The following is a 20714-nucleotide window of genomic DNA, read 5'->3' on the forward strand; positions in this document are numbered from 1 at the left end:
GTTCAGCGCGGCGGTTTTTTTGGCGATACCATCCTGCTGCTTGATTAGATCTTCGTCATCTCCCTGCCCTTCGGTTTCTCCTTGCAGACCCTGTTCCTCTCGGATGAGCTTATTGATCCGTTCAATAAAGCGTTTGATTTCTGCGCGTTCGTTAGGAATTTGTTTTTCACGCTCGCCGCTGAGTAACAATTGCAGCAATTGATCCAAATCTTGCTGCATAGCCACCTGACTTTTGGAAGCCTGATATAGTTGTTCTTGCCGGAGCAATTTTATAAGTTCTTCGTATTGCGAATCGATTTGCCGATCTTTGCTTTGGGCAAATGCTTGCCGCAGCAAGGCAGCTCGTTTGGGATCGGTCGCCTGCATGACTTCGGCCATGCGCAAGATTACCCGTTCCAATTCCTTATACTTGGCTGCTAGCTTGGCCTGTTCCGATGTAAGAGAAACGCTGACCGTGGGCTTCGTTTCGGCCGAGGAAGATGGGCCGTCGGACGCGGCGGGCTGTGCGGATGCTGGTTCCGTTGACTTTTCGAGGGGAGTTTTTTCTGCTGCGGATCTCTCTGCAACCGGTTCAGTGGCCGGCTTGTCAGCCACCGGCTGGTTGCCGTTGCGGTCGGCGGGAGCGCCCGCAGATTGAGCCACTGCGGGCTTGGTCGCTGGGTAGGCCAACACCAATATCGCAACCAAAACGGCTGCAATCGAAAAGCGACTTAGATCAACTGACATATGTGGACACCCCTAACTTCGTGGTCCAACCGCCGTGCCAACTTATGTTATAACCCATTTCCTTTATTTTAGTGCCGCAGGAAAAATAAAAGTTCCTTCCCTGCTTACTTTTTAAGCATCCAAGGCTCTAAAAACGGCGCCTTGAACAAGTGACAGCAGGGGCAATCCTGAAGGCCAAACCGCAAAATATCAACACCAACTCATGGGTTTTGCAAATCCCGTAGTTTGTTCTTCAATTCGTCCTTTTGGCGCTGGAAGGTTTCTTTGTTCAGTTTGTCCTGCTCGGCAATAATATCCCGCAGCATGTCGACCACTTGATTAAACGTCTCCAATTCTAACATTTTATCCAAGACCAGTTTCATTTGTGCCAAAATTGCGTCGCATTGAGTCACGGCCGCTTGGAGTTGCCCTGGGCCGGCTTGCGTGTCATCCAGCATGCGGCGAAGTTGAACCAGGCGAGTTCGTAACTCCGGAAACATCCGCGTGCCAACGTGCCGCAACGGATCGGCAATTTGATCTTTCAGCCGGGTTTGTAATTCCGGGGTATCGACCCGGTTGTTTCCCATTTCCTCGCGAATATCGTCGAAAGCGTCGGCCACGGTTAACGTTTCATGAGCCGAACGATCACCATTATCCAGTGCTCTGGCTACTCGCAGATCCCGCAATTCCAGCACACGTTGGGCCAGCCGTTCGGCCCGTTGCTGAGGGGTTTCGTTGGGTGGTCCGGGCTCGGCGCCGCCCGCGTCGCTGCCAGCAGATTTATTCGCCGGTTGGTCGCCCGGTTCGCGGGTGGCAGAGTCTCCCGGTTCGTGGGCAGCAGGATTCGCCACCGGTTTTTTTGACGGATTGCCAAAATCAAGCCGGGCTAAGGCATCACGCGTATCCGTCAATTCTTGATAGATGATTTCGAACTGGCGTCGGAGCATGAGCTCGCGCCCTTCGAGCATGGAAAGCAATTGCTCTGGTGGCACAATATCGAGCTGATAACGCTCTCCCTGCCCCACATTGGCTCCCGAGGGGAGCGCACAGTTATCGGCCGCTTTAAGCGCCACAATCAACCGGTCGCCAACTTGCGGTGCAAAGGCTAGCGCCTGATCGAGTTGCTGCTGCGTTTTTAATTCCGCCACTAGAACCTGCTCATCGGGAACGTTAATGCGGGCCAAATCGGCTAGGGTTTTCACACCGCGCCGCAAAAGAAGTTCATACCGCTCGCTCAGACGTTTCAAGTCAAGGGATTCGCCGTCGGTCAGTTCAATATTTATTTGACTGCGCGGCCGGCCGTTGTGTTCCAAGATGGACGTTTTCAATGGTTGTTCTGCCGGCTGCGCGGCCCCTGCAGCTGGTGTGCCGCCGGATGACGTCTCTGCCATGGAAGCTGCGCCGCGCAATGGGTTGGAAGAACCATTTCCGAAGGCCGATAGGCTATTGGCTGATTTGCCGTGCAGGTTGCCTTTTTCCAATTGATATTCGAACCACAGCCGGGTCAGTCCGTAATCGTCGTGGGCTTCGCCGACCAGCGGTAGCCGTGCTTGCGGCGTAATCGCCGTGCTCACGCCACGTAATCGCAAAGCCACCACCGGCACATCGTCGGCTCGAGTGGCCAGCACCAACCGCACGGGATCACGGCTGCGAATGCCGTCGGCATCCTGAAGTTCGAACAAGAGAGCGGTGTCTTCCATTAACTCGGGCAGCGAAACCGAGAAATGCCGCCGATCGCCCTCCGTCGGAAGTTGCACGTCGGCTAGCGCGGTGGCCTTGTCTCCTCGCACCACTGTTACCGGCACTTCCACCAAATCTTTATTCGCTTCGCAGTGAATGGTCAATTTGGTGCCCTGCGGCAATTGCACCAGCGCGCTAGCAGGCACGGTGTTCGCCGGACGGCCCGTGTATTCGGGATATTCGCAGGCCAGCTCCATGTGGCTGATTGTGGGATTGTCGACTACTTCAACGCGGAAACCCCGGTCACGGTCATCGCCACCGAACAAATCGAAATCAATGGATGACATGACCCCCTTGAATGCATACGAGTATTTTTGTTCTCGGTCGTGGGCTCCGGACGTGCCCATGGTGCTCATGTTATCCCGACCGTGTGTTCCTTCTTCGGTGCGATACCGCAACTGCACGTATTCTGGCAGCTTGAATTCTCCTGCCAATTCGGCCACGGCAATCACTTCAAAATCAGAACCCTTGGCAACCTTTCGCAGATGATTGGCAGGGAAATCTTGCACGCGCACATGATTGGCTCGCGGCCAAAGCAATGTTTTGTCAAGCAGTAAGACGCGCTCGGCCCACGTAACAAATGCTGTTTGCGCTACACAGGCGAAAGCCAACACGGAAATTGCCAATACCGCAGCTACGGCCAGCGTGCGCAGCAGCGACGACATGCGGAAGGCATCGCCCAAGCGCACCGCCTCCGAGCGCCAAGCCGCCTCCTGCCGGGTGTGATTGAGCATTTCCGTATTGAATCCCGCCGTGTGGTGAGCATGCTCAGAAAGTTCGACTGTCGTAAGCAAACTATCTCGATAATCGCGGAACCGGCGCTCCAGTACCACCGCTAAATCGGCATCATCAAGCTGTCGGAAGGCGCGGTGCACAATCAGCCGGTTCACTACGTAGGCCACTGCCGCGACAAGGCCCAGTAGTATCACGGCGCGAAATTGCCACGGCGGCTCGAATAGCCAATCGAACGCCAAAGAAGTCCAAAACCCCAACCCTAGCACAATGACCACCGCCGCCAATCCGTCGGTCCACACATAACTGCGTATGCGCAACCGGAACCGCTGCAGCAGTCCTGCAATTTGCGGCGCTAATTCGGATCGTTGAAATTCGATGGACATGTTCGATCACGCTAAACGGCACAAGCGTCGTACCAACCACTCCAAGCACAAGCAGCCGGCAATCATTCCCAGCAGCCAGTGCATCCACTGTTCTTCCCAGCCCCGATCTTTTTGACCCGGCACGTAGGTTTCCTGCGTTTTGTCTTCCAATTGCCCCACCAACGGCTTGCCACTGCGGGGTCCCAAGGCCGCAGACACGCCAATATATAATTGTCCACCCGTGCCGTCGGCCAGTTCTTTCAGCACGGCGTCGTTCCGCTCCGGCTTCTCTTGCTCCAGCTTGGGCATGAACACTTGCAAGCGGCGCGTCAGCGGCTGATCTGGAGCATTGGGATGCATTAAGTCCAACCGGCATTCCCCTTCTTGCGTGGCCGTGAATTGCCCGAAGTACATTCCTTTGCGAACTGGATCTGGCAGCAAAGCCATGCTCATCGGCATGCCGTCGTGCTGTGTTACTTGCAGTATTACCTTGGGCACGTCGAGCGGTTGATGCTGCAGGTTGGTCAATTGAGCCCGCACCACCACCGTGTTGCCGACGACATATCGTTCGCGCTCCACCAATAAATTGCCCAGTGGCGAACCGCGAAGCAAGCGTCCTTGTGACACATGCCGAATAAGCTTGATGTAGAACGTGTCGAAATACCTTTCGCTAAGTTCGCGCAGCCGCCACATTTCGCCGCTTCCCATGTAAAACACTCGGCCCGATCCGTAAAACTGTCCGGCAAAATACACCGGTTTTTGATCGCTGGAGAGCGATTCTGGATCGGAATACAGCGCATAGGTAGTGGCGCCAGGCTTGGGACCGCGCACTCGATAGTAGCCAAACACTCCTTTGAATGAATCCCACACTTCATGACTGGTTTGAGCACTGTCGTCCAGCCACAAAAACTCCGCTTCCAAACCCTCGCGAGTAAAATCCAGCGGCCACGGTTGCTGCGAGCCGTATCGAGCATCTTCCAACAGCGCCAAACGGCGATTGAACTCGACCGGATACAACTTGCGAATCGTAGCCAACGCCGGCGTTTGCACCCAGGCGTCGGTATACACGGGGCCGGCAATTGCGATAAGCCCGCCCGATTCTTCGCCCACCCATTTTTCCACCAATTCGACTTGTTGTGGATCCAATTCGCGCCAGTCGGGATCGAAAGCGATCATGGTGTCGTACTGAGCCAGTTCCTGCATTAGGTGCGGGAATTCGGGCAGGATTTGGTTTGCATCTTGCGAGACGCCGTCGCTAGCCGATTGAAGCAACACGTCTACTGTCATGTCGCCGCTTTTGGCCAATTCGCTTCGGCGAAGCATATTGCGAACGAATTGGTACTCGCGCGTGGGACCGCCGGCAAACAGCAACACGCGGTTTTTGCGATCGACAATATCGACATCTACTTCGCGTTCGTTGTCGGTGGGATCTTTATCCTCGGGAATGGGTTTAATCCGTAAGCGCACCACCCGACGTCCGGCTGTTTCAAAACCGGGAATTTCAAACCGCACTGGTAGCACTTCTGAATCGTCTCCTAATGTGACGCGCTGCGTTTTTTCTAGCACCGGCTCGGTTTTGCTTCCTTGCCCAGTCGACACAACCGCCAATTCCACGGTGACTGTGCGGCCTTTCAACCCTTGCGACTGCACGTAGCCAGTAATTTGAAAATTGTCGCCTGGGTAAGCACGTGCCGGAGCCACGAGATCACTTATGCGAACATTTGTGGGACGGGTGGCGGAACCGATGCCAATAACGTGCACGGGCACCTTGGCTTCCTGAGCGGCTTTCACGGCGGCGGCTATGTCGACGCCAGCGTTTTGACCACCGTCGGAAAACAGGACGACCGCCGACAGGGGTACACCCCGTTCGTCGTTCATAATTTGTCGCACTGCCTGGCCAATGCGTGTTTCGCCTCCTTGGGGATCGAGCTCTTTGTGCCAGTCGATGTTTTCGTTTTTCTTGAGTACGGTTTGCTCTCTCTCGACTTGAGTAGCGGGAACGCCTGGAGCCGCTGCGGTGCCCGAATCTGCGCTTCCGGAGGAAGATGATGCGGACGTCAATTTTGGCAGGGTAGCAGTGTGCCGCATTTCAGAATCGAACTTAGCCACTTCTACATCGTGCGTGTGCCGCAAAGCATTGAGAAATTTTCCATCGGTTAAAGCAGCAGCTACTTCATCGATTCGCCGCAGACTGTTGCCACTAGCGCCTGTTACGGCCTCACTGGAACCCATAATACTACTGCCGGTATCATCTGAATCTGAGCGGCTCATGCTTAGACTGGTGTCGACCAACAACACCACGCGCGAGTTATGGATAACCTTGGTCTCACTCCGCTTTTGCACATCTAAATACATCAGCAGCACGCCGAGGAAGGCCGCTAATCTTAACACCGCCAACAACATCCCCAGACCAGGCTTTAGCTCGATGCTGTCTCGCCGATACATGTAGGCCACAAATCCCAACACGAACGCGCAGACTAACACCAGGAGCGGCATTTGCCACCATTCGGTAAAAGACTGCACGCGGCTGAATTCGTATCGGGTGCGGGTGAGGGAATCCACAGTGGTAGAACCTGCCTTGGCCGCGCCAGCTATAGCAGAGGAACTTGAGATGGCCGCCTTTGCCCACCCACCGGCCCACCTTTCGACACCAATGCATACGACAATCGACAGAAAAGCAGCGAGTGTCTTTTTTGACAGGTTCATCCGTTCGCTCCTCGCCACCGGGCCGGATGATAACTTGCCGAATATGCCAACAATTGCTCGCCCACGAGGAGGAAGATCAACACATATAGGATGGTTTCGCTGAGGTTGAAACCTTGCATTTCTTTGGAATCAAAATACAAATCGTTGGCGCGATGAAATTCATATGACACGTCGGAAAGCTCTGCTGCTAACTGCTCCTGGCTAACCACATTCAAATCGCCTTCAGCAGCATCCACGTTGTATGCCACTTCGGTCACTTCCTGAGAATTGTCGTTGGCGGTGAGCTGGACTTCGTAAATACCGCTGGTGTCGGTATCGGCCAGCACGGCCTTGGCTGGACCATCGCCTTGCGTTTCGGCTTTCACAACAACTCGATCGGCCGTTCCCTCGGCTGGGGTTAAAAACTCAACCTGCGGTTGATACTTTTGCGTATCGACGGCAATTTCCAGCGGCACACCCACCTGCCGCGACGGATCGTTTTGCTTGCCTGCGGCCAAATAACTTTGCAACTCCTGCATCGCCACCACGTAACTGGGATTATCGCGTCCCCAATTGTTCCAGTGTGGCCCGGCGGTGGTAAGAAACGCCAGCACGCGCCCGTCTCCCAATTTTTTGTCAACCACCAGCGGCGATCCGTTGCGGACGCTGGCAATAATGCTGGTAGCCGAACCTTCCGGCGGTTTCCATCCCTTTTTTACGGCGAAATACTTTTCAATGTTCACCATTTTGATGAATGGATTATTCTCACCCGAAAAGATCCGGAAAATCGGGTGATCGGTAATTTGCAAGTCGGGCTGTTTTTCGCTCTGGTCCACCAAAAGCGGAACGGGTGCTTCCAGTGGCACGGGAAACAAACCATTGCCGTCGCCATACAACTGATTCATGAAATCAGCCCGCGATCGATCCCCAAGGAAAAACGCCACACCGCCACCGGTTTCAACATAGTTTTTCAATTTGTCGATGGTTTCCAGGGGCAAGCGGTCAACATTACACAAGTAAATGGCTTGAAATTCATCCAGCGGATGATCGTCCAAAAACCGCGGCGATTCGACCCGTGGTCGCAAGCCGGTGGGAACCGGTCCGGGCGGCGACAATGCCGATTCCAGGAACAAGCCGTCGGAATCTTTAGCAGCCGTTCCAGATTTTAAGCCGCCGTCAATAATCAACACGGGCACACCGGTGGGAAATTCGATAACCGTGTGCCGTACGTTATCCAGCGCTACGGCATCGGCGGTCAAATAAGCGGAAATACGCCGCTGGCCGGCTATTTGTGCCCGGATTTCGAACTGCCGAGTTACGTTGCGACCCGGATCGATTTTGTCGATCTCGATGGCTGGGCGCTGAACCCCCTGCTCTTCTAGTCGCACCGAAACATTGGTAGCCGGCGTGGCACCGTAATTGTGAACTGTCACTTCCATCTCTAAGGGCACGCCAGCGGCGCGTATGCCACGGCTAGGACGTAGCGAGGTAATTGCTAGGTTTGGCCGCGCTTCATCCACGCAGTTGATAAGTTGCAGCCGGGCCCCAGCTTCGTTCAATTTGCGCAGCAATTTTTGCAGTTCCTTGGCTTGGAGCCAATCTTTCGTGCGAAAATCGGAAACCAAAAACACCACGTAGCTGGATTCACCGCCGTCACCAATATTTTGCGCGGCTGCCTTCAGTGCTTCCGCTGGTCCGACCGCCATTTGAGAAACATGCAATCGTTGCAAAGTTTGATCAAGCTTTTTGGGAAATTGATCGGTATCGACGGTTTCGCCAGACAAATCAGTTTGGGTACCGCGCGAGGGATGCGCCGCCTGCGAAAATCGCAGCAAGGTAAATTCCTGCCGGGCCGGCTGCTCGGCCGCTTGTCTGCCCAAACGCAGGACGAATTTTTTTGCTTCGTCAAAGGCCGTGGTATCGGCCCAGTGGTCCGACATCGAAAAGCTATCATCCAACAGCACAATGTGGTGTAACTTGCTACCACCAAACAATCCGGCCAATTTGTTTTGCACAATCGGCTGCGCAACCATCAACACGACTGCGACAATTGCGGCAATTCGCAGCAGCAACAACAGCAACTGCTTGAGCATCACCCACGTGCGATTGCGCTTCTGGCTAAGCAACAAAAACTCCATTGCCGCCCACTGCACTTTGCGATGCCGCATTAAATTGATCAAGTGAATGGCGATCGGCAATACGATCAAACCAGCTACAAGAGCAATCGGCAGTGGGTAGAGAAACGACGGCATGGTGACTATTCGCTTAGTGACAATCTTTCAATTGCTATCGACGCTGTGCATTGGTGCGTCATCGCTTCCGTTGTGCTCCCATGCGGATGCTAATGAATTGTGCCAGTACGGCGTCGAGGGGATCGCTTGTGCGGATCAGTTTGTAATCGCATTCGTTTTGCGCGCAGGCCCGGCGAACTTCGTCCAGGTACGCGGCCAAGACTTTCAAGTAACCATCTCGCAGGGCCCGAGGATTGCACGTCAAATTTTCCGGTAATTCCAGCCCTTCGAATCGCGTCGGTCCAGAAAAAGGGAAATCGAGCTCTTCGTCATCCATAACATGCAGGAGCAATAGGTCGTGTCCGCGCTGCCTCAGCAGTTTAATTCCTTTGATGAATCCTGCCCGTGGCACCAGTAAATCGGACAGAATAATCATCAAGCCGCGATGGGGAAAATTTTCCGCGGCTTGCCGGAGAATTTGTTGCAGATCGGTCTTTTTTTGCGGGGCGATTACGCCCAGCGACTGAATAATCGAATTCAAATGACTCCGCTTGGTACGCATTGGCACCGTTGCTCGCACGCCTTCGTCAAACGCCAAACAACCGACGGCGTCTTGTTGTCGAAGCAATAAATACGCCAGGCTGACGGCGGCAGTGCAAGCGTATTCGTATTTGTTCATTGGGCCGTTGCCGTATTGCATGCTGTTCGAAACATCGACCAACAGCATCGCCCGCAGGTTGGTTTCCTCCTCGTACTGCTTAATGTACAGCCGATCTTGCTTGGCCCACACTTTCCAATCGACATGCCGCAAATCGTCGCCGTAACTGTATTCCCGGTGCTGCAAAAACTCGACGGATTGGCCAAAGTACGGGCTACGGTGCATTCCCGACAAATAACCTTCCACAATGTGTCGGGCTCGCAAATCGAGCCTCGCAATGCGCTTGATGGCCTCCGGATGCAGGAAACGCTTTTGATCAATCGTGGCCATGAGTCGCAGTGGTTAGTTGCCGATGGTCAGTGGTCAGTGCTCGGTTCCTATTTAGCCGCCGGGCTTGCCCGGTGCCGCCGGTTGCGACAGACCGTAGACAACAGGTCACTGAATTAGGAAGCAAAAATCTTTTGAAAGCGGGCGTCGTTGGTTAACTCGCCTTCCTTGGTGGGCGTGGTCTCCAGCAGGCGATTCACCACATCGTCCGGGCCAATGCCTTCGCTCTCGGCCGAAAAGTTGACGACCATTCGGTGCCGCAGCACTGGCTTGGCGAGCGCCTGAATGTCGTCGGTCGAAACGTGTGTGCGGCCGTGCAACAACGCCCGGGCTTTGCCGCCAAGAATTAAAAACTGCACCGCTCGCGGGCCGGCTCCCCAGGAAATTTGGTCGTTTACAAAATCGGGGACGCCTGGTTCACCAACTCGGGTTTGACGCACCAACGAGAGCGTGTAGCGAATCACGTGATCGGTCACCGGCACTTCGCGCACCAGCCGTTGCAATTCAAGAATTTCGTCGGCCGCCAGCACCGGTGCCACGTGATCGGCCATGCTGGTTGTGGTGCGGCGGGCAATTTCGAACTCTTCATCAAAGTTCGGATAGTTAATGAAGACTTTGAACATGAACCGATCTTGCTGTGCTTCCGGCAGCGGATACGTGCCTTCCTGCTCAATTGGATTTTGCGTGGCCAGGACGAAAAACGGATCGGATAATTGATGCCGCACCCGGCCCACAGTAACTTGCCGCTCTTGCATTGCCTCCAATAAGGCCGCCTGAGTTTTCGGCGGCGTGCGATTGATTTCATCTGCCAAAATCACATTGGCGAACAGCGGGCCTTCCAAAAAACGGAATTCGCGGCTGCCTGTACTGCGATTCTCTTCAATGATTTCGGTGCCGGTTATGTCGGCCGGCATGAGGTCGGGCGTAAACTGAATGCGGCTGAACGATAAATTGAGCGCCCGCGCCAGGGTGCTAATCATCAGGGTTTTGGCCAAGCCTGGGACGCCTTCCAACAAGCAATGGCTTCGGCTGAAGAGTGAAATCAACAGCTCTTCAATTACTTGGTTCTGGCCGACGATCACTTGCGAAAGCTGTTGAATGATTTTTTCACGCGCATCGTTCAATTTACGAATGGCGGGGGAATCGTGCGCGAATGTGCTATCGGGCATGAGTGGTTTTTCAACTCCTGTTCAGCGTTGGTAAATCGGAAGTATGTTATTATCAAGTTGCAAAATGGTGAGATTGACGGCGGTGGTATAGATCTGGCCCACGTAGCCTTGCGTCCAACTAATTCCGGTACGATCTTCGGTCGCTTCGCTCACCAGACGGGCATACATTTTGTCGCGATACTGTTCCCACTTTTCGCCTCCTTCGCGATACATTACTTGGGCATAGTAATAATGGGCGTAATGCCAGTGACCGAAATCTTGCTTGTTGAGATCGTCTAAGCTGTTGGCGGTATATTTCATCATTTTGGGAACGAATTGGTCGTCATAATCGCCGGCATTGTACAAGCAGGCAATGGCCGCAGCAGTTATGGCTGGCCGTGGACCGCCTCCTTTGGAACTGTACTGCACGGCACCGTCTTCCAGCGTGCATTTGTGAATGTATTTAATCGCTTTGTCGATGACTTCCTTCGGCACTGAAATGCCGGCGTTACGGCAGCCCCGCAGCCCCTGCACTTGCGTGATGGTGGTGGAACCTTCGTCGTAGCCGCCGCCGTCTTTGGCGCTGACGTAGCCCCAGCCGCCGTCGTCGGTTTGAGCCCGGCCGCAAAATTCCACCGCCTTGGTTAGCACGCGAATTAAATCTTTACGGCGTGCTTGGTCTTCTTCTTCACCCAGCACCTGGGATAAAAACAACATGGAATAGCCATGGCCGTAGGTGTAGCGATCGTCGCGCGTAGGATCACCAATCAATCCGTTGGAACGGCTGCGGCTGCACAAATAATCGACCGCCCGGCGAATATTGGGCGCGTACTTGCCTTGTGTCGTGGTCGAGCCTTCCTGCAAAAGTGCAATGCCCGCCAGCGCCGTCATGGCCGTAGGATACATGCCGTCTTTGGCGCTCCAACTGCCGACGCGCGATTGGGCGTTGGCCACCCATTCCAATCCTCGATCAATGCAATGCTGCACTCGCGGATCTTTTTTATCCGCGCCGAACGCTACGGCACCTAAAACCAATGCCAAACCCGCACAGAACGGGACAAACAGCCGTCGCAATTGCTGAGGCATGGCGGAAAGGGGTTAAAAGGGTAACTAACCGACGTTCTCGTTTTCGCCGGGATACTTGTCGTTCAATCCGTAGGCCTACCACGGGTGCCACCATTGCGGCTTAGCAACAATGGGGTGAAATGACCAACATCATTCCTTCACTTCTGGTGGTGCCGGTGGTCTTTCAAACGCGCCGGCCTGGTACGGTGGCTCGGGGGGTACCGGAGCGTCGGTAAATTTTAGCGCCACGGCCATCGGCGGCTGGGAGCTCAAGTTGTATGTCACCGTTTTCTCGTTCACATCTCCTATGACTTCGAATCCGAGAATCGAAGGCAAATCGTCGTCGGCATACGCTAGCCGGCCAGTTCGCTTGTCCAAGCACAATATCGAACCATGCGTTTGCGAACTACGGTTCATCGTGGTCAGCGTTTGCAAATTACGAACAAACGTCAGCACGGGCAATTCGTCTGGCTGCGCCAACAATAATCCTTGCTGTTCCACGTAGGCCGGATTCGTCCATTGTTGCTTGCCGGTTGTCCGGTCGAATGCGTACACATGGCCGCTGACGAGCATGCTAATGGGTTCACCCATCATCTGGGACATCACGGGAATGGGGTTCAAAGCCAAGTTGCGATTGTCACCATAGCCCCGCGGTCCCGGAACGCCCATGGGAGGTGACGGACGATTGGTTACTAAAATAAACTGCTGCGGAGAAGAAAAGACAAAAATATTTTGCAATTGGCTGCGTTGATTTTGCTCCGCCTCCAATTGTTGCTCGATCAGCTTGTGGCCATCGATCAAATTCAACACTACGAATCTGCCGTCGGATTGCATCAGAGCCACGGTTTCGCCGTCGACCAGAGTTCCCTTCAAGGCCGAGTTGCCACCGTTGTTCCAACCGGAGAACTGTTCCGACCATATGTCCTTTTGTGTCCAAGGATCAAATAGCGCCAGCGTTACCTTATTACTGTCGGAGTTGTCGCGGAACACTAGTAGGCAATGGCCGTAGTTGGTCCAACGTTTATCGAATGTGGGCGCAACGGCCCGTTCTCCCAACAAATGTCCATCAGCAGTGCGCAATATTAACGCCGATTTGCCATTGGCAGGCGCCAACACGACCATTTCGTCGTCGCCGAATAAATCGCACCCAACTTCCACCCCATGACGAACCCATTCCACCTGGCCGGTTAATGGATCGATGGCCGTTACATCACGTCCATGCTGAAAACACAGCGTGTGCTGGCCACACATCGCCACATCGCCAAATAATCCTTGTTGCGTTTGCAATCGCCGCGTGCCTCCCCAGGGCATATTTTGCCTTATGATCTGCTGCATTTGCCCATTCATCATCGACAGATCAGCCAAATCTTTGGTCCACAGCACGCGGTTCCCAGAACTTCGCAAAGTATCGAGTCCAATCACTTGATACCCAGTGCATAACACCAAAACATGTCCTTGCACGAACGCGAAATCATTCATTGTATTTGGACGAAAGGCATTCATCCGTGTCGGATCGGCCAATGAAATTTGAAACAAATCGCGGCCCAAGGAATCAACGCCCAGAATTTGTTGCCGCTGCTGATCGTGCCCCAGCAAAACGTGGGTAAAAAATGGCGTGCGAGTTCCTTGAATCTCGGTATTGAACACGCGAGTGGCATCAATCAGTCGGTGGCCTCTCTCATTGGGCTCGCTTTTTTCAATTTTGATTTCACCCTCTGGCCAACTGCGATCTTGCGCCTCGGCTCGACGAAGCAGCGAATTTCCTGGCAAGCCATCCAAAATCTGGGTTGCGTTCTTACCGTCCCATACGGGTTGGTCGCCGGCTTGCAATTTTAAATTTCGGTACTGCTCCAGCGCGGCATTCCATTGCCCAGCTTCGCACAGCAACATCGACAACTTCACCGTGGCCTCGACACGGCGGACAGCAACCGGAGAGTTCTGCAAAGCCAATAGCAATTGTTCCCGATCCAGCAACGTTTCCGACCCATTCAATTTGTCAACTAACAACTCGCGGGCTTGATCCGCGAATGGATGGGCGCTAAAGCAATTCACAAATTGACGCAGCAGTTTAAGATCAGGACTGGCCGCGGCCTGATCAAGTTGTCGCTTTAACGCGGAATCGATCGAGACGAGATTTTCCGGCTTCCCTGCCGACAGCAAACCCTGCAGCTGCGCCTGGACCCATCGTGGACGCAAGACAGAAAGCTTTGTATCCAAATCTTCAAGCTCTTCATTGCGCGGATCCAAGGCCGCTAATTTCAGGTAGGCATCGACTGCCCCAGAAATATCCCCGATTTGCTGCAAGCCAGCGGCTCGCACACGAAGATAGATGCCCCGCTCTCGTTCATCGTTCACCAGTTGTTCAAGTTCAGGCAAATCGCCTTGGTGTTTGCTGAAATCCTGCGTCAACCCACTGAGCAATGCCTCAAACAATAATTCACGGTTCAACGGCTCCTTGCTCGATTGATAAGCTTGCCGCAAGTCGGCTATGGCGGAATCCAGCTGTCCCGCGTCCAGAGCAATTTCACCCCGATGTGCAAGTGCCCAGGCGTCGTTCGGATTTTCCGCCAGCGTTTTCGTAATTCGCTCCTCCAGCGGCTGACGCTGGAAAAACGTTTCGACATAGTCGATTCCCTGCGAGATTACCTGACCTTGGTAACATATCAGGTTGCCGGGAATGGCATCCTTACGCGATTTCGCCCGGGCGACAATTTTTGCGGTGTTCAAATCGAGTTGCACTACTTCGGCCGACGTTAACGGCAAGAAATAATCGTCGCCGCTGAGGAAACCCCTGCCGCTAGGCATGGCCCCTGAAGGCAGTTCTACTGTTTTCACCTTGGTGAACGATCTTTCATCGGCCAATGTCATCAACGTAATTTGTCGGCGACCCACCAAGATCGCAGTGTCGCGGCGGATTCCCCCCACGTACAAGTTCTCGCCGCGCGGCTGCTTCCACAACAGCTTGCCGTCGATGAGATTCAGGCAGTGCAACTCGTTCGATTCCATGGGCGTGACGAGCACGTACTTGTTAGCGAGCGTGATCGCCGAATCGAGCCAGTGCTCGCCGGGATTGGCTTGAATGGCCGCCGCGCTCCACATTTGACCGCCGCGCACCACCATCGCACCAGGAGGAAACATCGCGCCATCGCGTTGGTACTGGTAGCCCCACAGCAGCGTGTGATTCGCAATATCAACCGCCACCACGGCGCCGGCGGTGGTTGGGCAGACCAACACTCCATCTGCATAGCTGGGACTGCAACCGGCCAACCGGCGCATGGGATCTTGCTGAATATTTTGCTCCACAATGGCCACTTGCTGTGACCAATCGAGCCGGCCGGTTTTCGCATCGAGAACACACAATTTAATTTCACTCGATTTCATTTCCGCCAACACATATAGCTTGCCTTCCAACGGCAACGGCGGACCGAGGAAAAACGCGCTGGCCAGTTGCGATTCGTCCTCGCCACTTTGCCCCCCTACTTCCCACTTCAGCTTGCCCTGCGTTCGCAATTCGTGGGCGGTCAGCTTGTTGAACCGCTTGGGAATTAACACTTGCCCTTCTCCACCGCCTCGAACGATCAGAGCGGCGCCGCCGTTAATGCGTACGCGGCCGTTAAACATCATGGGAGCAACCAGCGTTTCCGAGGAAGAAATGCTGGCGACATCCAAATCGTCAATCAAATACACCTGCTGGCCATCGCAGGCGAGCGTGCCGAAGGTGTTGTCTTCCCAAAATCGTTCGATTAAGCCGGGGTTGTGCTGGGGATCTATCGTGGTCGTGCCCGCCCCATTGGTTGAGGAACCCAGCATTTGCTCCAGCGAGGTATCGCTGCTAGAGCGAATGGGCCACAAACGTTTGCCGCTTTCGAAATCGACGGCCAACAAATCGCGCGCGGTGCGCATCAGCACCAAGTTATTGACCGCCAACGGTTGCATTGACGGCATCGCCGGCACCCCCTGATCAACCCACTGTTGCCGAATGCCAGCCAGCGTTCGTTCCAGCGTCGGATGGTTGGTGGTTGATACCCGCCACAACGGGTTCAATAGCGGAATGCCTCCCGCACTGGTTGCATTTCGTGCTGGATTGCCGCGCACTAACGCCCATTGTTGCAATTGTTCTGGCGCAGGGCTGCGCGGCTCGCCGGTGGTCGATTCCAGCCACGCGAGTGCTTCCTTATCATCGGAAAACAAATGCACGGTTTTATCGGCCACACGGAGCGTCGCATTGGGATTTCTCTTTTTCAACGCCGACAGCACCTCGTGGGCACGATCGGCCATGCCGCCTCGTTGCCAACTGGCAGCTAACAAAACCGATAGGGTTGGCTCGAACGTCGCCGCGGCATCGGGTGCATCGAGCAAGCGTTGGAAGCAAAGAGCGGCGGCCAGGGGACGGTTGTGATCTAAATGATGCCGTCCCAACAGCAGCGTCGCCTGATATCCGGCCTTCGTATGGAAATACCGCCGAGCAATTTCTTCCAGCCCAGCCACGTTGCCGGAACTTGCCGCAGAATTCAACATTTGCTGAGCATGAATGCCAAACTGCAACTCATAGGCTTGCCGTCCCTCAGGAGGCATGTTGCCAATGAGCCGCTGCGCTTCCGTTTTCAAACTTTGAAAAGACTCGGTCCGCTTCGCGCTAGTTCCGTTTCCAAATATTGACGAGCGGTGTGCTTCCGTGCCACCAATCGCGCCCTTGCCATCGGCTGGAGAACCCCCGGGTGAAGCCCCCGCGCCTTCCTTTGACCCGTGCGTATCTACATCATCCGCAGCTGGCTTAAAAAAGTAATCTTCGCCGCTTTGCAAAATTTCATCCAACAGCATAACCGCGTCTGCATAGTGGCCATCGTCCAACAATGATTTCGCCTTTTCCCATTGTCGGGTGGTATCGCGATCGACCGGCAAAAACACCCCCTCTGGAGTTTCTTCCGAGTCTTGCTGGCCGGGCTGTTGAAAGCGGCCAAAGCGGCCGCCAAATTGCACAAAGTTGCCGCCGGGTCCAATTTGAATTTGCCCGGGCTGCTGCGCCTTCGCCGGTCGATTGCTGACGCTGCATAGAAGAACAGCGCCCAAGCAAACCGTACAAGCTGCTGCTCCCCACCCCAACCAGCGCCGTCCGCCGTAAGATTTCCATTCCTTCATGGCCATCCTCAATGAATCATGCGCCGGCCTCTGGCCGGCTCTCGCCAGTTTAGTGCCTCAAATTAGCAGAAAGTTCAATTTCACCAGTCCGCAGCGATTGCACATTTGCACCTTTGGGGGGATAAGCGACTTCGGCGGCTATCGGGGCACATAAACGTGCTGAACATGTAAATAAATGAGCGCCAAGCCCCGAGGATCCGAGGGCCGTTTTCAGACGTAAGTTTCTGCTACAATTTATCTTAAACAACATTTTGCCAACCGGCAACCAAATCGGGACCACCCTGCCATTGCGAATATTTCCCCTTCATTCTTACCGTTAGCGCTTCTCTGTTAATATATGCAGTCTGCTAGGCAAAGCCGTCGAATTGCCCATAAAAGGCCCCAATATTCGGCTTTCAACACTTAAACCGCTGAGTTTTTCGCCTAAATTTACTCGGAAAGTAGCCATTTTCGGTGCCAAAGTGCGACTTTCGAGCTAAATAATCACGCAGGACACGTTGCTCCTGCGGAGGAATTCAACTCAATTGGTGCGGTAAAGCAATAAACCTGGCTCGGCATAATCCGTTTTGCGCATTTCTTCCAATCCCGCGCCGTCATGGTGGTTGGAGGCAAAAATTCAAATTTTTCCGCGAAATTCGCAGATTTTGCCGCGAGTGAGGATTGAAATTTTAGCCGCGTGCGATTAAATCAGCACTTCCGCCAATTGGTCGGACGAATTGTTCCTTTACTCACGCACCCGCAAGGAGGGTCCTGATTTATGGGGAAAGTAGCCGTGTCAAACGCAAAAAAAGCGCCGTCAAAAAGTGAAGTTCTCGCCAACATTTCTGAGGCCACTGGTGTCGCCAAGAAAGAAGTCAGTGCCGTGCTCGAAGCCTTGGGCAACGAAATCAAGAAGTCGATGAGCGGCAAAGGCTCTGGAATGTTCGCCATTCCAGGTCTGGTGAAAATCGAAAAGAAAAAGGTTCCGGCCCGCCCAGCTCGCAAAGGCGTACCTAACCCGTTCAAGCCCGGCGAGCTAATGGATGTGGCCGCCAAACCGGCCAGCACCAAAATTAAGGTTCGCGCTTTGAAGCAACTGAAGGCCATGGCCTAGTACAGTTCGGTAGACAGCGTGCGAAGGCGGAACGGTTCGATTCCAGCCGGGCTGTCCGTAGCCCGGCACTTTCCGACCGACTACCCAGCACGAACCACTGCCGATTTCACGGCCGCTTGCGCGTGTGAGTTGCGATCTGCCATTAAGTTCGCAACCTCCCGCACAAGCGGCTGTTTTTTGCGCGCACATCGGCAGTTTCTTCAGCCACCACTTGGCATCATACCCGCATATCCGCTTTCTCCTCCGCCACGGCACAGACGGGGGCAAAGAGCACCGAGTGTTCGCCTCTCAGGCTGAAAATTGGCCATCATACTTTCCACATAATTTCCACTTGAATTGGGCCACGGGAAAAAATCGGCTCGGGAAATCTCGGGATATTTTTTTCAAATCGCTCTCTGCGCGGAAAAACACGATCGGAAATTAACCCCCATCAGAAGTACACCCATTAGAAGGGCAAATGGGCCGGTTCGTTGCGGAATGAAACGAGCATGCGATTGGCTGCGCACTTCTTGCGGAGGCGCTAATCGTCCGCTGACCAAAAGATTTTTAGTTCGATTTGCCAAAGATCATCGCCACGGCAATTGCAAAATGCCGGCTGCGGGAAGCTGCTGCTCCCGGGCAATATCATAACAAATCGGTGGCCCAATTTTCGCCCGATTTTTTATCGTGTCCTGATGCCGGACCGGAATCCCAAAACGTTTTTTGCGATTCTCTTGACATATACTTACTGTACTGGTACAAGTAATACAGCAGGAGCTCAGCACCGTGCAATTTTCCATCAATCCAACTTCTGGCATGCCGATTTATCAACAGCTCAGCGATCAAATTTGCGCTGGCGTGGCGCGCGGTCAATTACGGACCGACCAGCGATTGCCTTCGGTCCGCGAATTATCGCAATTGCTGGTGATCAATCCCAACACAGTAGCCCGGACTTACACCGAGCTGGAGCGCGAAGGCGTGCTGTACACTCGGCCGGGAATGGGTGTGTTCATCGCCCCGCTTCCTAGGCCGTTGTCGAAAAAATCCCGCCGTGAGCGGCTGCTGGGCAGCGTCGACCGTCTGTTGGTCGATGCCGTTCGATTTGGCTTTACCGCCGAGGAATTCACCGAGTTTGTGGAAGAACGCATCAAACAATTTCAATGGAGTCCGGCAACCGCCGCGGCATCTCAATAGATCCCCCCACAAGCCAAGGCGCTGCCGGCTCCATGTTCTTATCCAATTCCATGTACACAAAACAGTAAACGCGAACTGAATCCTTCACTCGTTGGTATCCAGCCATGATCGATGCCATTTCCATCGAGCGACTTACCAAGCACTACGGCCCCCGCCGCGTCGTCGACGTGGTAAATCTCCGAATTCCCACCGGTTGCGTGTACGGCTTTTTGGGCCGCAATGGAGCGGGCAAATCGACGCTGATCAAAATGCTGCTGGGCATGGTGCAGCCCGATGCCGGCCACGCCACGCTCTTAGGCGAAGAAATCCAGCAACTCCGCCCCGCCACCCGCGCTCGCATTGCATACCTGGCCGAAGGTCATCCCTTGCATCGTTGGATGACGGTGAGCGAAGCCATCCGCTTCACCCGCCGATTTTATGACACTTGGCAGGAAAACTTCCTGGACAGCATTTTGGATCATTTCCGGCTTTCGCTGCGGCAGAAAATCGGCCGGCTTTCCAATGGCCAGCGCGCCCAACTATCGCTGGCCTTGGCGCTGGCGCCCGATCCGGAGTTATTGATTTTGGATGATCCGACGCTGGGGTTAGATACGGTCGTTCGCCGCGATTTTTTGGAATCCATGATTCATTTAATTCAGCGCAGCGGCCGCACGATCTTTTTCAGCTCACACATTCTGGGCGACGTAGAGCGAGTGGCCGATCGCATTGGCATTGTGATCGACGGCGTGTTGCGCGTCGATTGCCCCACCGATCATTTCAAATCGTCGCTGCGAAAAGTCGCGCTGGAATTTACCGGCAGCGTGCCCGAGCTGCCGCCCCTCGCTGGGTTGGTAAGCCAGCGCCAATACGGCGGCAAGCTAGAGCTTACAGTGGTGGGGTACGGCCAAGAACAAGCGGCGCTGGTCGAATCGCTTGGGGCGGCATCGGTCGACGTCGTCGAAATGAATTTGGAAGACGCCTTCATCGCTTACACCCGCGATCCGGCCCCGCCGTTGCCCAGTTTTGAACGGGAGATGGCCACATGTTAACCACACTGGCACGCAAAGAAATTCGTGAAATTCTGCCCCTGGTGATTGTGGCCCTGCTGTTGCAAATTTATTTGGTTTGCGCAGCCACCGGCGCAAACTTGGGCCAATTGGCGTGGATTTTAAGAGTGCTGATGTCGCGGACGGACAACAATATTCCCTTTGTCGGCGATTTGTACTGCACGGCCATGCTGGTGGTCGCCGGTTTGCTGGCCGTGGCCGTCGGCTTGTGGCAAACGCTGTGTGAAGTGAATCGTGGCACCGTGCAATTCCTGTTGCATCGCCCGGTTCAGCGCCAGGAAGTATTTGCAGCAAAACTTTTGGTGGGCGTCGCCGCTTGTTTGGTGGTCGCAGTGTTGCCGCTCTTGTATTACGCCGTTTGGGCATCTACACCGGGATCCATTGCGGCCCCATTCGATTGGTCGATGACCACAAGCACGTGGATTGTCTGCCTGCAAATGCCGCTGTTGTATCTTGCGGCATTTTTAAGCGGTCTCGGCGAGGGGCGGTGGTTGGGCAGCCGCGCACTGCCGTTGGCTGCCGGCTTGTTGCTGCTTGTCGTGCTGCTTTTGGGACAATCGCTGGAAATGTGGGTGGTGTGCGGCGGGCTGATCCTGCTGCTGTTGGC

The 20714-nt window shown here is 54.4% G+C and carries 12 protein-coding genes; 4 read left to right on the plus strand and 8 right to left on the minus strand.

Annotation, left to right across the window (positions count from 1 at the left end; translation table 11 throughout):
- The 8 genes from VFE46_19890 to VFE46_19925 all read right to left on the minus strand — a co-directional run.
- Positions 1-726, minus strand: a 726-nt coding sequence (locus tag VFE46_19890) for a hypothetical protein (GenBank protein HZZ30270.1), incomplete at its 3' end; no start/stop codon positions are given.
- A gap of 200 nt (positions 727-926) precedes the next feature.
- Positions 927-3563 (minus strand): hypothetical protein, encoded by a 2637-nt coding sequence (locus VFE46_19895; GenBank protein ID HZZ30271.1) that lies wholly within the window; start codon positions 3561-3563, stop codon positions 927-929.
- A gap of 6 nt (positions 3564-3569) precedes the next feature.
- Complete coding sequence (locus VFE46_19900; protein HZZ30272.1) at positions 3570-6065, minus strand: VWA domain-containing protein; 2496 nt, start codon at positions 6063-6065, stop codon at positions 3570-3572.
- 179 nt (positions 6066-6244) lie between these two features.
- Entirely contained in the window at positions 6245-8479 is a 2235-nt protein-coding gene (locus tag VFE46_19905) for a BatA domain-containing protein (GenBank protein ID HZZ30273.1), read from the minus strand.
- Between the two features lie 58 nt (positions 8480-8537).
- The gene (locus VFE46_19910) at positions 8538-9446 is read right to left on the minus strand and encodes a DUF58 domain-containing protein (GenBank protein HZZ30274.1); all 909 of its coding nucleotides are present in this window, start codon (positions 9444-9446) and stop codon (positions 8538-8540) included.
- 113 nt (positions 9447-9559) lie between these two features.
- Positions 9560-10612: a MoxR family ATPase gene (locus VFE46_19915; protein ID HZZ30275.1), complete on the minus strand. Its 1053-nt coding sequence runs from the start codon at positions 10610-10612 to the stop codon at positions 9560-9562.
- Between the two features lie 21 nt (positions 10613-10633).
- Positions 10634-11677, minus strand: coding sequence for a hypothetical protein (locus tag VFE46_19920; GenBank protein ID HZZ30276.1), 1044 nt, complete (start codon positions 11675-11677; stop codon positions 10634-10636).
- A 129-nt stretch (positions 11678-11806) separates the two neighbouring features.
- Positions 11807-16795 (minus strand): PQQ-binding-like beta-propeller repeat protein, encoded by a 4989-nt coding sequence (locus VFE46_19925; GenBank protein ID HZZ30277.1) that lies wholly within the window; start codon positions 16793-16795, stop codon positions 11807-11809.
- Between the two features lie 772 nt (positions 16796-17567).
- On the opposite strand from VFE46_19925, the gene VFE46_19930 reads away from it, so the two are divergent.
- The 4 genes from VFE46_19930 to VFE46_19945 all read left to right on the plus strand — a co-directional run.
- Entirely contained in the window at positions 17568-17888 is a 321-nt protein-coding gene (locus VFE46_19930) for an HU family DNA-binding protein (GenBank protein HZZ30278.1), read from the plus strand.
- 765 nt (positions 17889-18653) lie between these two features.
- Positions 18654-19061, plus strand: a complete 408-nt coding sequence (locus VFE46_19935; protein HZZ30279.1) for a GntR family transcriptional regulator — start codon at positions 18654-18656, stop codon at positions 19059-19061.
- 104 nt (positions 19062-19165) lie between these two features.
- Positions 19166-20089, plus strand: coding sequence for an ABC transporter ATP-binding protein (locus VFE46_19940; protein ID HZZ30280.1), 924 nt, complete (start codon positions 19166-19168; stop codon positions 20087-20089).
- Positions 20083-20714: hypothetical protein (locus tag VFE46_19945; GenBank protein ID HZZ30281.1), on the plus strand; the 632-nt coding region annotated here is incomplete at its 3' end. The genes VFE46_19940 and VFE46_19945, both read left to right, overlap by 7 nt.

This window comes from Pirellulales bacterium (assembly GCA_035656635.1).
Lineage (GTDB): Bacteria > Planctomycetota > Planctomycetia > Pirellulales > JADZDJ01 > DATJYL01.

What these genes read in the sequence shown, in the direction of transcription:
- VFE46_19895 (HZZ30271.1), bottom strand. Translation starts at nt 3,563, where the DNA reads ATGTCCATCGAATTTCAACGATCCGAATTAGCGCCGCAAATTGCAGGA.
- VFE46_19905 (HZZ30273.1), bottom strand. Translation starts at nt 8,479, where the DNA reads ATGCCGTCGTTTCTCTACCCACTGCCGATTGCTCTTGTAGCTGGTTTG.
- VFE46_19910 (HZZ30274.1), bottom strand. Translation starts at nt 9,446, where the DNA reads ATGGCCACGATTGATCAAAAGCGTTTCCTGCATCCGGAGGCCATCAAG.
- VFE46_19920 (HZZ30276.1), bottom strand. Translation starts at nt 11,677, where the DNA reads ATGCCTCAGCAATTGCGACGGCTGTTTGTCCCGTTCTGTGCGGGTTTG.
- VFE46_19940 (HZZ30280.1), top strand. Translation starts at nt 19,166, where the DNA reads ATGATCGATGCCATTTCCATCGAGCGACTTACCAAGCACTACGGCCCC.
- VFE46_19925 (HZZ30277.1), bottom strand. Translation starts at nt 16,795, where the DNA reads ATGAAGGAATGGAAATCTTACGGCGGACGGCGCTGGTTGGGGTGGGGA.
- VFE46_19915 (HZZ30275.1), bottom strand. Translation starts at nt 10,612, where the DNA reads ATGCCCGATAGCACATTCGCGCACGATTCCCCCGCCATTCGTAAATTG.